This is a genomic window from Arthrobacter sp. EM1 (assembly GCF_029964055.1).
Taxonomy (GTDB): domain Bacteria; phylum Actinomycetota; class Actinomycetes; order Actinomycetales; family Micrococcaceae; genus Arthrobacter.
On the sequence record NZ_CP124836.1, the window covers coordinates 2,947,167 to 2,959,880 of the forward strand.

The window sequence follows — 12,714 nt, forward strand, 5'->3', positions numbered from 1 at the left end:
CGTCGTGACTTCCGGAGCTGTCAACATCGAAGCCGCCCTCGCGGCGCTGGCCGCGGCCCTCCACGGGGAGGGACCCGCCGTCGAGCTCGCCGACGGGCCCGACGGGTCCCCGGTGCTGGCCTTCCCCGAAACGCCCGGCATCGAAGACGCCGCCGTTGTGGTGCGAACCTCCGGATCCACCGGCGTGCCGAAGGCTACAGTGCTGACCGTTGACGCGCTGGCTGCCTCCTCGATGGCCACCGCGTTGGCGCTCAAGGGCGAAGGCCAGTGGCTGCTCGCCCTGCCCGTGCAATATGTGGCCGGCGTGCAGGTGCTGGTCCGTTCGCTCTTTGCCGGAACCCGGCCGTGGGCGATGGACCTCAGCGGAGGTTTTACACCGGAGGCCTTCACAGCCGCAGCGGCCGAGCTCACCGATCAGAAGCGGTTCACCTCGCTGGTGCCGACCCAGCTGCAGCGGCTGCTGGACGCGCCGTCGGCTGACACCCTCGCAGCGCTCCGCCGGTTCAACGGGATCCTGCTCGGCGGCGGACCGGTGCCCCCGGCGCTGCTTGCCGCAGCCCGTAACGCCGGCCTGCAGGTGGTGACCACCTACGGTTCGGCCGAGACCTGCGGCGGCTGCGTGTACGACGGCGTCCCGCTGGAAGGCGTCTTGGTCCGCGTTGCGGAGGACGGGCGGGTCCTGCTCGGCGGGGCAACCATTGCAGCCGGCTACCTGGGCGCCCCTGAACTCGATGCGGCGGCATTCGTGGCGGACAACGGCGTCCGCTGGTACCGGACCAACGATCTTGGCGAGCTGGACGGCGACGGGAAGCTGCGGATCCTGGGGCGGGCCGACGACGTTGTTATCACCGGCGGGGTGAAGGTTTCCGCCGCCCATGTGCAGGCGGAACTGGAGAAACTCGACGGCGTGCGGGCCGCGTTTGTGGCCGGGGTCCCCTCGGCCGAGTGGGGCCAGGCCCTCGCCGCCTTCGTGGCGGTGGCGGACACCAGCCCGCAGGGCTTCGCCAACTTCGCCGCAGGATCCCGATGGGCCGCGGCGCTGGGCACGCTGGCGCCAAAAACCGTCCTTGCCGCCGCTGAACTGCTGCTGCTGCCCAACGGGAAACCTGACCGTCTTGCCATGTCGGTTCGGCTCTCGGAGCTGCATCAGGGAAAATAGACAAGCCGGGCACTCCCGGCACCGCCAAACCAACACGAGGTACTGACACGTGGCTACAGCCGCTCAATGGATCCAAGGCGCCCGACTGCGCACCCTGCCGGCCGCTATTGCGCCTGTCCTGATCGGGACCGCTGCCGCGTACGCCTTGAACGCGTTTCGTCCCGTCAACGCCGTCCTGGCGGCGCTGGTGGCCCTGCTGCTGCAAATCGGCGTGAACTATGCCAACGACTATTCGGACGGCATCCGCGGCACTGACGAGGACCGGGTGGGCCCGCTTCGGCTGGTCGGCTCCGGCGCCGCGATGCCCGCGCACGTCAAGTACGCCGCGTTCGCCGCCTTCGGGCTGGCGATGGTGTTCGGGCTGGCCCTGGTCATCCTCTCGCAGGCGTGGTGGCTGATCCTGGTCGGTGTGGGTTGCGTCCTGGCAGCGTGGGGCTACACCGGCGGGAAGAACCCGTACGGCTACCTCGGACTGGGGGATTTGTTCGTCTTTGTGTTCTTCGGCCTCGTCGCCACGCTGGGCACCACCTACACGCAGGCCGCGCAGATCAGCTTGCCCGCGGTCATCGGTGCGATTGGCACCGGACTCATCGCCGTCGCGCTGCTGATGGCCAACAACGTCCGCGACATCCCCACGGACCGGAAAGCCGGGAAGAAAACCCTCGCCGTGCGGCTGGGCGACAAGCATGCCCGCGAAAGCTACGTGCTGATGCTCGCCGTCGCCATCCTGCTGCCGATTGTGCTGGCCCCGGCCCGGCCGTGGATGCTGATCGTGCTGCTGCTGATCCCGGCAAGCCTGATGCCGTCCTGGCTGATGATCGCCGGCCGGCGCCGCAAGAGCCTGATTCCGGTGCTCAAGCAGACGGGCCTGATCAACCTCGGCTATGCGGTGCTGTTCTCGTTGGGCCTGATCCTCAGCCGCGGGTTCTAAGCCACCGTCCACGGCCGGGACCTGACCGGCGGTGTCGGCAGCCGCCAGGGGCCTAGGAGTCCTTGGGCCGGCTGTCCGTACGCACCGTTACGTCCGGGTGTTCGTCGACGAGCCGGTCTTCGGCGTCGGCGTCCGCCACTTCGCCGGCGCTGCGCAGCGGCTTCGCCTTTCCGGAGAAGCGGCTGTGGAGCGAGGCGGTGGCGGCAGCGCGCTGCTTCTGGAAAAACAGGTAGCTCACCGCGAAGGCCATCATGCCGGCGCACAGGGCCGCGAGCAGCACACCAAGCCGCAGGTAGAGGAACAGGGCGAACAACGGTGCGAACAGCACCAGACGGATCAGGGAGTATTTCAGGAAGGCCACGGTCCCAGTTTAGCCGCCGGAAGCGGCCCCGCCCCACCGGGGCCGCAGCCGGCGTTCTGTGGTGTGGGCCGGGAAGCGCCGGGAGCGCCGGCGGCGACTAGACTGTTTACATGCTCCGTGTAGTGGTCGTTGTCGCTGTTCTCGTCGTATTCGTCTATGGACTTGTCGATGTGATCCGCACTGATCCCCGCCAGACCAAAGGCATCTCGAAGCCGGCCTGGGTTGTGGTGCAGATCGTCCTCCCGGTCATTGGCGCCATCCTGTGGTTCCTCATCGGCCGGCCCCGCGGCACCGCCCCCGTGCGCGCCGCCTACAGCCACACCAGCGCGCCCGACGACGACCCGGATTTTCTGCGCAACCTCGAGCTCCGCCGCCGCAGCCAGGCCGAAGCAGAGCGGCTCAGGAAGCTAAAAGCCGAACTGGACGCCAAAGAGCGCACCGACGATGACGGCAAGGGCGCACGCGGCTCCGGGTCCGGCGAGGCCCACGGCAGCAGCGACCCGCAGGGTACCGACGAAGTCAAATAGTCCGGGCCCAACGAGACCGGGCCCAGGCTGCTTCTAATCCGTCACGGCCACTCCAATCCGGCGCCGGCGTGACAACTTCCGCCGCTGCCAGGGTGCGGGCGGCGCTGACAAAGATGGCCGCCATGCCGGTTGGCACAGCGGCCATCCCTGGCACATCCGTAAAGCCCTGGCCCGGCACCATTTGGTCCGGCGGGCGGGCCGGCGGGCGGGCCGGCGGGCGGGCCGGCGGGCGGGCTAGAGCCCGGAGTAGGAGTGCAGGCCGTTGAAGAACTGGTTCACGATCGTGAAGTTGAAGACCACACACAGGTAACCGACAATCGACAGCCAGGCCGCGCGCGTGCCGGTCCAGCCACGGGTGGCACGGGCGTGCAAGTAGCCGGCGTAGACCACCCAGATCACGAAGGTCCAAACTTCCTTGGTGTCCCAGCCCCAGAACCGGCCCCAGGCCTTCTCGGCCCAAATGGCCCCGAACATCAGCGTAAAGGTCCAGCCGACGAAGGCGATGGCGTTGATCCGGTAGGAGAGGTTTTCAAGGCTCAGCGCCGAGGGCACCAGGCGCATAAACCCCAGCTTGTCCCGGCCGCCTGCGGCAATGGACTTTTGCCGGTGCGTCTGGACCAGCTGGAGTGCCGACATCGCGAACGTCAGCGTGAACAGCGCCGAGGACATCACCGCGATGGACACGTGGATAAGCAGCCAGTAGCTCTGCAGTGCCGGAACGAGGTGCCCCACCGGCGTCCAGTAGGCCACGGAGGCAGCCACGAGCATAATGATCGCCAGGCCCACCACGAAGGTGCCCAGGAAGCGCAGGTCGCGGCGGATCAGGACCACCAGGAACACGGCGACGGCCACGAATGCGCCCGTGGTCAGGAACTCATACATGTTGCCCCATGGCACCCGGCCGGAACCGAGCGCCCTCGTGAGGACACCGGCGGCGTGAATGGCGACGCCCAACACGGTCAAGGCGACGGCGACCCGGGCAGGTGCCCGGCGTTCGGCAGAATAGCGCATCGCCCCGTCCGCGGTTCCGCCGATGCCCGCCGCGTTCCCGGCTGCAGCACCGGAGACGTTCGAGGTCGGGCGCTCAGCCCGGCCGATCGGCCCGGCCACGTCGGCATCTGCCCGGTCCACGCCGGCGCTGGAGGCGCCTACGCCGGCGGCAACGGGTACGCGCGCCGCTTCGGCGGCCGAGAGTTCAGCGGCCTTCAGGTCCACCGCGCGAAGTGTTTTGCTGCTCTTGGCCAGGTCCCACGCGAAGGCGATAAATGCCACCGTGTACGTGCCGGCTGCGAGGAGCATAAACAGCTCGCTGTACTGGCCCATGGTTTCGTTGATGGGGAACATTACTGATCCTTCTTTGACTCAGGCGAGCCTGCTGTGGACTGGATGACGTCGGTTGCGGGTTGTTCCGTAAAGGTCTGTGTGTCAGCGTCGGCGCCCGCGCCGGTGGCCGCCCGGCCATTATCCGCCGTTGCGCTGGGAACAGGCTGGGAATCTGCCCCGTCGCCGCCGAGATCCCAGGCCCCGGCGAGCAGCTTGCGGATCGCGGCGGCTTCCCCGGCCAGCCGGTGGTCTTCGCCCCGGGCCAGGAGGCCGTATTCGACCATGGTGCGGCCGTCCTCGTGCGAACCAACCCGGACCCAGACGCGGCGGCGGTTCACGTAAAGCGACGTCACCAGGCCCGCCACTGCCAGGAGCGCGAAGATCAGGGCGTACAGCTGGCCGGGATTATGGTGAATGTCGACGCCGACATAGCGCTTCACGCCGTCGAAGCTGATGGTGCCCTTGCCGTCCGGCAGGGTGTGCGTGGTTCCCGGGGTGAGGACGATGCCCTTTGTCGGCAGATTCCGGGCGTTGAGCGGAGTCAGCTTTTTGACATCGAGTTCGAAGACGTTTTGCGGCGCTCCGTCGTTGAGTCCCAGGTCGCCGAAGTAGGAGTTCAGGGTCAGCTGCGGGTTGATCAGCTCGGGATCGCCGCTGAAGGAGACGCCCGCATCGGTCACGAAGGCCGTGGGCAGGAAAAAGCCGGCGAAAGCCAGCTGATCCGGCTTGGCATCGGGGACCTTGATCACCACCGATGAGTAGTAATTTTCGCCCTGCAGCTTGGCCACCACCGGGCCCTGCATCGCGACGTTCCCGGCGCCGTCGCGGACAGTCACCACCGGGGCGTAACCATTGCCCGTCAGGTACATGCTGGTGCCGCCCAGGCTCAGCGGGTCATTGACCTTCAGCACCTCTTTCTTGGCGGGTGCATCGGGGGTCTCCTTGGTGGTCACGTCGGCCGTGAAGTCGATCGGCTGGCCGAACTTGCCCTTGGATTCGCGGTCAAAAGTGATCTGGAATTTATCCAACTGCACCGAGTAGGGCTGCAGCTGGCCGCTCTGGAAGTTGGTGCCGGGGGTGAACTGGTCGTAGCCGACAAGGGTGTTCACGAAGGTGTCTCCCTCCACCAGGATCCGCTGGCCGCTGTAGCCGAACAGCCCGCCAATCGCAACGGAAACCAGCACGCCGATCAGCGAGGTGTGGAACAGCAGGTTCCCGACTTCGCGCAGGAAGCCGCGCTCGGCCCCCAGCGAGGGACGGGCGCCGTCGCGGTCGCGCACATCGACGCGGTAGCCGCGTTTCGCCAGCAGCCCGGCGGCGTCGGATATTGCGCCCGACGCCGGGATCCCGGCGTCGGCGGGAATCACGAGCGTGCCGTACTCCGGCAGCCGGGACAGCCGTGCGGGCGTCCGCGGCGGCTGGGACCGCATGGCCTTGTAGTGCGCGATGGCGCGCGGGACGACGCAACCGATCAGGGAAACGAAGAGCAGGATATAGATCGCGGAGAACCATGCCGAGGAGTACACGTCGTACAGCTGCAACGTATCGAGGACCTTGCCGTAATCCGGGTGGTCCTTGATGTACTGGGTCACGGTCGAAGGGTTGGCGGGCCGCTGCGGGAAGAGCGAACCGGGAACGGCCGCCACTGCCAGCATCAGCAGCAGGAACAACGCCGTGCGCATGCTGGTCAGCTGGGTCCAGGCCCAGCGGAGCATGCCCAACGCGCCCAGCGTGGGCAGGACTGCTTCGGTCTTGGCGCTCGCCACCGGACCGCCGGTGCCGGAAGCACCGCGCTTTCCCGGCTTCCCGCCCGCGGCGGCATCGGGTTCGGGGCCCTCGGGCGTGGTGCCGGGGGGCGGGGACTTCTTCTCTACGTTCACTCGCTCGCTCATCAGATCGGCAATTTCACATCGGTTTGGAACCAGTACTGCAACTCGGAAACCCAGTGCCCCCATACGCCGCTTGCCATCAGCAGGCCAAGGCCCACCAGGATTGCGCCGCCGATGCGCTGGATGGCGAGCCGGTGCCTGCGGAAGAAGGACATCACGCCAACGCCCCGGCGCACCGCCAGCGCGATCAGCAGGAAGGGGATCCCCAGGCCCAGGCTGTAGACGAACGCCAGGAAGGCTCCCTTGGCCGCCGAGGAACCACCGGAGAGGCTCAGCAGCTGGACCGCGGAGTAGGTGGGGCCGATGCACGGTGCCCAGCCGAGGCCGAAGGTGATGCCCAGCAGCGGCGCGCCCCACAGCCCGGCCGGCGGTTTCGATTGGATCTTGGCGTCGCGTTGGAGCCAGCCGAAGCCACCCATAAACACCACACCCATAACGACCACTAGGAGGCCCAGCACCTGGGTGATCCAGGCATTCTGGGTTCCGGTGATCAGCGTCCCCAGCTGGCCGAACGCCCCGCCGAGCAGGACAAAGACCACCGAGAAACCCAGGACAAAGAGCCCGATCCCCGCCAGCATGCGGCCGCGCCTCTGCTTCTGCAGGTCAACGCCGGTCAGTCCCGTGACGTAGCCCAGATAACCGGGGACCAGCGGAAGCACACACGGGGAAAGGAAAGAGACAAAGCCGGCCAGCAGCGCCACCGGGATGGCAAGCAGCAGTGAACCGCTCAGGATGGCTTCAGCGAAGGGGCTGTTCACAGTGCTCCTGCCCGCTACTCGGCCACGGCAGCGGCGATAAGGGACTTGAGGGTGCCCTTTTGGATCTCGCCAAGCACACGGGACGCCACGCGGCCCTGTTTGTCGAGCACAAGAGTGGTGGGCACGGCTCCCGGGGGGACCAGACCGGACACGGCCAGGAGCACAGCGCCGTCTTTGTCATTAAAACTCGGGTAGCTCAGGCTAAACGTCTTGTCGAAGGCGTCCGCGGTGGCCTTCTCGTCCCGGAGGTTGACCCCGAAGAACTGAACGCCCTGGCTCTTGAACTCCTGATGCAGCTCTTCGAGCGCGGGCGCCTCCACCCGGCACGGAGCGCAGGCCGCGAACCAGAAGTTGAGCACGGTGACCTGCCCGGGGAAGGCCTCTGCCGTTACCTCGGTACCGTCGAAGAGTGTGCCCTTGATGGCAACGGGGTTCTTGCGGTCGGCGGCCGCGAATTCCGTGACCGACCCGTCGCCGGCCACGTAGTTCTTGTTGTCGCCCGCCCTGGCCTGCTGGGCCAGGGCGTCCTCCTGCGCGCAGCCGGAGAGTCCCAGCACGACGGCGAGCGCCGCGCCGCCGGCCGTCAGGACGTTGCGGCGGCTCACGGGCGACGCGGCCGTGTGGTTTCGGTTCATGCTCAAGCTCCAGGGGTGCTGGAGGCACCGGGAAGAAGGGCTGCCGCGGGTTCGCTGTACTCGACCCGCAGGAGGTTCCCGGCGTCGCCGAACACCAACGAGGTGACCGAAGTCAGGGTGCATTCACGTTTGCGCGGATCATGCCAGAGCGGTTTACCCTCGGCGCTGAGCCGGGTGGCCCAGATGGGCAGCTGGTGGCTGACGAGGATGGCCTCTGCGCCCGTTCCACCGAGTTCGATGGCGCGGAGCCGGGCGTCCTGTACTGCGGCCATAACCCGGGCCGCCTGGTCCTTATAGGACTCGCCCCAGGAGGGCCGGAACGGGTTGCGCAGCATCGGCCAGTGCTTCGGCTTGAGGATCTCCGCCTTGTCGACGTGGAGGCCCTCGAAATAATTGGCCGCCTCGATAATCCGCGCCTCGGTGGTGATGTCGAGGTTTAGCGCCTCGGCGATGGGCTGCGCCGTTTCCTGGGCGCGGGTCAGCGGCGAGGCGGCGAGGTGGACGATCTTTGCCCCCTGGGCAGAGCTGGCACGGAAGTGGTCAGCGAGCGTCCGGGCCATCTCCCGGCCAAGATCGGAGAGGTGGAATTCGGGCAGCCTGCCGTACAGGACGCCCTCGGGGTTGTAGACCTCGCCGTGGCGGAGCAAATGGACAGTGGCTTGGGGCATGTGTACCAGTTTCTCAAAGGGCAGGGCTAATGACGAAATCTTCTACAAGAAGTAGAACTCAAGAGTTTTCAGAAATGTTCCCCGGGGTTGGAATAAAAGATGCAAATGCATGTTTATACTGGGTGCAGCGCTTAGTTGAGACTTCAACCAATGAAGTTTCAGCTGACGATCAGACCTACCGTACGACCCACCCGACTCAAGGAGAAACACCATGGCACTTCCCACTAACGTCACCACCGGCACCTGGACCCTTGACAACTCGCACAGCGAGATTGCCTTCACCGTCCGCCACGCCGGCATCAGCAAGGTCCGCGGCCAGTTCAAGGATGCGGAGGCCACCCTTGGCCTCGCCGAGAACGTGGCCGAGTCCACGGTCCACGCCACGATCAAGACCGCCAGCTTCGACTCCGGCGACGCAAACCGCGACGGCCACGTGCGCGGCGAAGACTTCTTCGACGTCGAGAAGTTCCCGGAAATCTCCTTCGTTTCCACCGGCATCGTGCCCAAGGGCGACAGCTATGAACTCCAGGGCGAGCTCACCATCAAGGGTGTCACCCGCCCCGTGGCCCTGGCGACCGAGTTCAACGGCGTTGCCGTCGACCCCTTCGGCATGACCCGCGCCGGCCTGTCCGCAGAAACCACAATCAGCCGCAAGGACTTCGGCCTGACCTGGAACGCGGTCCTCGAAGCCGGCGGTGTCCTCGTCAGTGACAAGGTGGCCGTCAACCTCGAACTGGCCTTCATCGCCCCCGCAGCCTAGCCGGCAGCTAACCACCGGCCGGCCGGCTCCGGCGCCGGCCGCTTACACCCCGCTTCATCCCCGTGACGGAGCGGGGTGTTGCGTTAAGTCGGCGGCCGGGGCTTTGTCGAATCGGCCGCGTTTGGGCGGCACCCACCCCATGGCCTCCGGGTCGGGACTGCTAGCCGGAGCTTCCCGGGTTCGCCATGCCGGAGAGCCCCGGTGATGGCCCGTTGACGGCCAGGTGACGGCCCGGCCACGCGCAGAGAATACGCCTCGAGAATGATCCGCGCGGGCACCGGCCCGCGGTACGGTGGGAGGAATCCAGGCTGGGGGCAGGGCAGGAATCTGTTTCCGGTATCCGAACCAGAGTGCCATGCAAAGGAACGCCCATGAGTATCCCGCCCGTCCCGCCGTCAAACCCGGACTCCCCCGCCCCCGGCGAACAGCCGGCGCCCCACTACGGCCAGAACGATCCCCAGCACGGCCAGCAGCCGCCCTCCGCCCCGCAGTACGGCCAGGTGTCGCCTGCCGCTCCGGAGTATGGCCAGGCGCCCTCGGCACCGCCCTACGGCCAGCAGGCTGCCCCGCAGTACGGCCAAAACTCCCCGCAGGCCCCGCAGTACGGCCAGAACCCGCCGCCGTATGGACAGCCGCAGTACAACCAGCCGCAGTACAACCAGTCCCCCTATGCCCAGTACCCCTCCGGGCAGCTGCAGGCCAAACCCGCCATGCCGCAGCTGGTCAACACCGCTTTCTGGCTCATCGTCGCATCGGGCGCGGTGTGGATCATCTCCCTGCTGCTGGCGGTCGGCACCCTGGACACTCCCGGAACGCGGGCCATGTTTGAACAGCAGATGTCTGCCAGCGGGGCTGATATCCGGTTCGAAGACCTCAGGGGTGCCCTGGTGGGCAGCATCGTGGTCTTCGCAGTGATCAGCGCCGGGCTCTATGCCCTCGTGGCCTTGAACGTGCGCAAAGGCAAAAACTGGGCCAGGATCCTGGGCACCGTCTTCGCTGCCCTCTCCCTGTTCAGCCTCTTCCCGCTCAGCATCGGCACCCTGGCAGTCCTGCTGGGCATCGCCGGCATCGTGATGTTGTACCTGCCGGCAACGGCCCCGTACTTCAGCAAGCAGCAGCCGTTCGCCAACCCCTATGGGCAGCCGGGCAAACCGAACTAGCGCGCACCAGCTACTAGCCGGGCAACGGCGCAAGGGGCGCGGGAGCCGGACGGGCTGACTTTAACTAGCCAGCAACCTCCGGGTCCTGCGCCCTTTGTGCGTGGTAGGCGAGGATCTGCAGTTCGGTGGCCATATCCACTTTTCTCAGGTTGACCCCCGGCGGAACCTGCAGCATCACCGGGGCAAAACTGAGAATGCTTCGCACCCCGGCGGCAATCACCCGCTCGCAGACGTCCTGTGCAACGGCGGCCGGCAGGGCCAGCACTACCATGTTCGCGCCCGTGCGTTGCAGTACCGGCTCCAGGTCGGCGGCGTCGCTGACCCGCAGCCAGCCCACTTCGCTGCCCACCACCATCTGGTCCGCATCGAAGATCGCCACAATATCGAAGCCCCGGGATTCGAAGCCACCGTACCGGGCCAGCGCCTTACCCAGGTTTCCGGCGCCGACGATGGCCACTTTCCAGTCGTGCGTCAGGCCCAGGGCCGCTGCTATATGCCTGTTGAGGAACTGCACTTCGTAGCCCACGCCGCGGGTCCCGTAGGACCCGACGTAGGAAAGGTCTTTGCGGAGGGTGGAGGAGCTGACGCCCGAGGCCTCGGCCAGCGACTCGGACGAGACGCGGTCAACCCCCTCCGCAAGCAAGGTGGTCAGGGCGCGCAGATAGATGGTCAGCCGGGACACGGCCGCGGGCGGAATCTGCTTGGCGGCAGTCCCTGATCCCCCCGGCACGGCCTCAGGGGATGAATCCAGCGAAGTCACTATCTGCTCCATTGAGTCGCGTTGTGACTTCCACTCTAGGGCCCCCGCAGTTCGGCGAACAAAGCGCCCGGCTCCGGCGACGGGTCAGGGCTGCTGGCCCAGCGCCCGCCGCAGCGTCCGGTCCAGCCGGACTTCGTCGATCTTCCAGAAGTCCCGCTGGACACCATCCACCAGCACCACGGGAATCTCCTCGGCAAAGCGCTCCCGCAGTTCGGCGTCGTCGTCCACCAGCTGTTCGCGCCATCCGATTCCCAGGCTCTTTGTGACGCGGTCGACGGCGGCGCGCGCCGCCGAGCACAGGTGGCAGTCAGCTTTGGTGATGAGGACGACGTCGGGGCTTGGCATGGCTCCACGGTAGCCCGGCGGCCCGTCCGGCGTCGACGCCGCCGCGGAGCCAAGCCACTCCGCGGTGAGCCGCCGGGACAAAACCGGACCCGTCGGTGACTAGACTCGTGGCATGTCCGAAGAGAAGTACGCCGCCGCGGCCGCAGAACCTGCTGCCGCGGCGCAGCACGGCGAAGCCGCGTTCTTCGACGTCGACAACACCCTGATGCGCGGGGCCAGCCTGTTCCATGTGGCCCGCAAAATGCACCAGCGCGGGGCATTCACCCTCCGCGAGGCGGCCGGGATCGGCTGGAAGCAACTGATGTTTGTGCTCCGCGGCGAGAAAATGGATGACGTCCACGCCGTCCGGGATACCGCCCTGGCGCTCGCCGCCGGTATCACCGTTGCGGACATCGAGGCACTCGGCGAAGAAGTCTATGACGAAATGATTGAATCCCGGATCTGGCCGGGCGCCAAGGCGCTGGCGGAGCAGCACCTCCGGGTAGGCCGCCGGGTCTGGCTTGTCACGGCGACGCCGATCGAGGTGGCCACGGTGATCTCCACCAGGCTGGGCCTCACCGGAGCCCTCGGCACCGTGGGCGAAATCGTGGACGGGTCCTACACCGGGCGGCTGGTCGGCGAAATCCTGCATGGTCCCGCCAAAGCGGTGGCCGTCAGGGCGGTAGCCGATGCCGAGGGCCTGGACCTGGCCCGGTGCTGGGCCTACAGCGATTCGCACAACGACATCCCGCTGCTGAGCATGGTGGGCCACCCCGTGGCCATCAACCCGGATTCCCGGCTCCGCCGTCACGCCCGCGAACACAACTGGCCGGTCTACGACTTCCGTTCCGGCCGCCGCGCCGCCACCCTGGGGCTCAAGGCCGCCACGGTTGGCGGCGCCGTCTACGGCCTCTGGCGGGGGTTCTCCCGCTTCCGCGGCCCCTCTATCTGACCGCGGACATCCCTGCCACGCCGCTTTCCGACGCGCTTCTACCCGGGCGGTGCACTTCGGGCCGAGCGCTACGCGAATCCGTACGTCGCTCGCGTTTCCTTGCGGCGCCTGCGCCAGCGCGCGTCCGGCGTCGCCAGCTGGCGCGACAAGCCAAAGAAAATGCCCGCTGCCGGGAAGGCAACGGGCATTGACATAGTGCGAAGTATTTCTACTTCTTATTGCGACGCTGGTGGCGCGTCTTGCGAAGCAGCTTGCGGTGCTTCTTCTTGGCCATACGCTTGCGACGCTTCTTAATAACTGAACCCACGAAAGTTCCTTACCGGCTAGATGCAGTACCTGCCTGTTGGAAAGGATCCGCGGGCTAAGCAGCAGACTGTACAACTGACAGGTTCTTACAATGACGTAAAACGTTCCTTAACAGGGTACCGCCTATCGGGGGCAGACTACGACCGCAGACCGGCCCGGGCGGCCGGACGCTGTGATTTCCGGTGAAAAGAACGCAGGGAA

16 protein-coding genes are annotated in these 12,714 nt (G+C 66.8%); 6 read left to right on the forward strand and 10 right to left on the reverse strand.

Features of this window, described 5'->3' with window-relative positions:
* Positions 1-4: 4 nt before the first annotated feature.
* Positions 5-1,159, forward strand: a complete 1,155-nt coding sequence (locus QI450_RS13600) for an AMP-binding protein (RefSeq protein WP_226773119.1) — start codon at positions 5-7, stop codon at positions 1,157-1,159.
* Between the two features lie 49 nt (positions 1,160-1,208).
* The gene (locus QI450_RS13605) at positions 1,209-2,090 is read left to right on the forward strand and encodes a 1,4-dihydroxy-2-naphthoate polyprenyltransferase (RefSeq protein WP_226773118.1); all 882 of its coding nucleotides are present in this window, start codon (positions 1,209-1,211) and stop codon (positions 2,088-2,090) included.
* Between the two features lie 52 nt (positions 2,091-2,142).
* Here the strand turns inward: QI450_RS13605 and QI450_RS13610 are convergent, their stop codons facing one another.
* Positions 2,143-2,451, reverse strand: coding sequence for a DUF4229 domain-containing protein (locus tag QI450_RS13610; RefSeq protein ID WP_226773117.1), 309 nt, complete (start codon positions 2,449-2,451; stop codon positions 2,143-2,145).
* Positions 2,452-2,561: 110 nt separating this feature from the next.
* Here QI450_RS13610 and QI450_RS13615 point away from each other — a divergent pair, with 110 nt between their 5' ends.
* Complete coding sequence (locus QI450_RS13615; RefSeq protein WP_226773116.1) at positions 2,562-2,978, forward strand: PLD nuclease N-terminal domain-containing protein; 417 nt, start codon at positions 2,562-2,564, stop codon at positions 2,976-2,978.
* A gap of 234 nt (positions 2,979-3,212) precedes the next feature.
* Here QI450_RS13615 and ccsB read toward each other — a convergent pair whose 3' ends face one another.
* From ccsB to QI450_RS13640, 5 genes are read right to left on the reverse strand one after another with little or no spacing between them, the layout of a single operon-like run.
* Complete coding sequence (ccsB, locus tag QI450_RS13620; protein WP_226773297.1) at positions 3,213-4,322, reverse strand: c-type cytochrome biogenesis protein CcsB; 1,110 nt, start codon at positions 4,320-4,322, stop codon at positions 3,213-3,215.
* Positions 4,322-6,193: a cytochrome c biogenesis protein ResB gene (locus QI450_RS13625; protein WP_226773296.1), complete on the reverse strand. Its 1,872-nt coding sequence runs from the start codon at positions 6,191-6,193 to the stop codon at positions 4,322-4,324. The genes ccsB and QI450_RS13625 overlap by 1 nt, the downstream gene beginning before the upstream one ends.
* A complete protein-coding gene (locus QI450_RS13630) occupies positions 6,193-6,948 on the reverse strand; it encodes a cytochrome c biogenesis CcdA family protein (RefSeq protein ID WP_226773295.1) in 756 nt (251 codons plus the stop codon). The genes QI450_RS13625 and QI450_RS13630 overlap by 1 nt, the downstream gene beginning before the upstream one ends.
* Before the next feature lie 14 nt (positions 6,949-6,962).
* A complete protein-coding gene (locus tag QI450_RS13635) occupies positions 6,963-7,583 on the reverse strand; it encodes a TlpA disulfide reductase family protein (RefSeq protein ID WP_226773294.1) in 621 nt (206 codons plus the stop codon).
* Between the two features lie 2 nt (positions 7,584-7,585).
* Entirely contained in the window at positions 7,586-8,251 is a 666-nt protein-coding gene (locus QI450_RS13640; RefSeq protein WP_226773293.1) for a histidine phosphatase family protein, read from the reverse strand.
* Between the two features lie 211 nt (positions 8,252-8,462).
* Between QI450_RS13640 and QI450_RS13645 the strand changes: the two genes are divergently transcribed.
* Both QI450_RS13645 and QI450_RS13650 read left to right on the forward strand, forming a co-directional pair.
* The gene (locus QI450_RS13645) at positions 8,463-9,011 is read left to right on the forward strand and encodes a YceI family protein (RefSeq protein ID WP_226773292.1); all 549 of its coding nucleotides are present in this window, start codon (positions 8,463-8,465) and stop codon (positions 9,009-9,011) included.
* A gap of 371 nt (positions 9,012-9,382) precedes the next feature.
* Positions 9,383-10,171 (forward strand): hypothetical protein, encoded by a 789-nt coding sequence (locus tag QI450_RS13650; RefSeq protein ID WP_282468030.1) that lies wholly within the window; start codon positions 9,383-9,385, stop codon positions 10,169-10,171.
* A 64-nt stretch (positions 10,172-10,235) separates the two neighbouring features.
* Here QI450_RS13650 and QI450_RS13655 read toward each other — a convergent pair whose 3' ends face one another.
* Complete coding sequence (locus tag QI450_RS13655; protein WP_226774186.1) at positions 10,236-10,931, reverse strand: redox-sensing transcriptional repressor Rex; 696 nt, start codon at positions 10,929-10,931, stop codon at positions 10,236-10,238.
* A gap of 84 nt (positions 10,932-11,015) precedes the next feature.
* On the reverse strand, positions 11,016-11,276 hold the full coding sequence (locus QI450_RS13660) for a glutaredoxin family protein (RefSeq protein ID WP_226774185.1): 261 nt from the start codon (positions 11,274-11,276) through the stop codon (positions 11,016-11,018).
* 112 nt (positions 11,277-11,388) lie between these two features.
* On the opposite strand from QI450_RS13660, the gene QI450_RS13665 reads away from it, so the two are divergent.
* Entirely contained in the window at positions 11,389-12,207 is an 819-nt protein-coding gene (locus tag QI450_RS13665) for an HAD-IB family hydrolase (protein ID WP_226774184.1), read from the forward strand.
* 68 nt (positions 12,208-12,275) lie between these two features.
* Here QI450_RS13665 and QI450_RS13670 read toward each other — a convergent pair whose 3' ends face one another.
* Positions 12,276-12,401: a hypothetical protein gene (locus QI450_RS13670; protein WP_282358640.1), complete on the reverse strand. Its 126-nt coding sequence runs from the start codon at positions 12,399-12,401 to the stop codon at positions 12,276-12,278.
* 14 nt (positions 12,402-12,415) lie between these two features.
* Positions 12,416-12,514 carry an AURKAIP1/COX24 domain-containing protein gene (locus QI450_RS13675; RefSeq protein ID WP_003792170.1) on the reverse strand — a complete coding sequence of 33 codons (99 nt, stop codon included), beginning with the start codon at positions 12,512-12,514 and terminating at the stop codon, positions 12,416-12,418.
* Positions 12,515-12,714 lie beyond the last annotated feature (200 nt).

What these genes read in the sequence shown, in the direction of transcription:
- QI450_RS13615 (WP_226773116.1), top strand. Translation starts at nt 2,562, where the DNA reads ATGCTCCGTGTAGTGGTCGTTGTCGCTGTTCTCGTCGTATTCGTCTAT.
- ccsB (WP_226773297.1), bottom strand. Translation starts at nt 4,322, where the DNA reads ATGTTCCCCATCAACGAAACCATGGGCCAGTACAGCGAGCTGTTTATG.
- QI450_RS13625 (WP_226773296.1), bottom strand. Translation starts at nt 6,193, where the DNA reads ATGAGCGAGCGAGTGAACGTAGAGAAGAAGTCCCCGCCCCCCGGCACC.
- QI450_RS13635 (WP_226773294.1), bottom strand. Translation starts at nt 7,583, where the DNA reads ATGAACCGAAACCACACGGCCGCGTCGCCCGTGAGCCGCCGCAACGTC.
- QI450_RS13640 (WP_226773293.1), bottom strand. Translation starts at nt 8,251, where the DNA reads ATGCCCCAAGCCACTGTCCATTTGCTCCGCCACGGCGAGGTCTACAAC.
- QI450_RS13645 (WP_226773292.1), top strand. Translation starts at nt 8,463, where the DNA reads ATGGCACTTCCCACTAACGTCACCACCGGCACCTGGACCCTTGACAAC.
- QI450_RS13650 (WP_282468030.1), top strand. Translation starts at nt 9,383, where the DNA reads ATGAGTATCCCGCCCGTCCCGCCGTCAAACCCGGACTCCCCCGCCCCC.
- QI450_RS13660 (WP_226774185.1), bottom strand. Translation starts at nt 11,276, where the DNA reads ATGCCAAGCCCCGACGTCGTCCTCATCACCAAAGCTGACTGCCACCTG.
- QI450_RS13665 (WP_226774184.1), top strand. Translation starts at nt 11,389, where the DNA reads ATGTCCGAAGAGAAGTACGCCGCCGCGGCCGCAGAACCTGCTGCCGCG.
- QI450_RS13670 (WP_282358640.1), bottom strand. Translation starts at nt 12,401, where the DNA reads ATGTCAATGCCCGTTGCCTTCCCGGCAGCGGGCATTTTCTTTGGCTTG.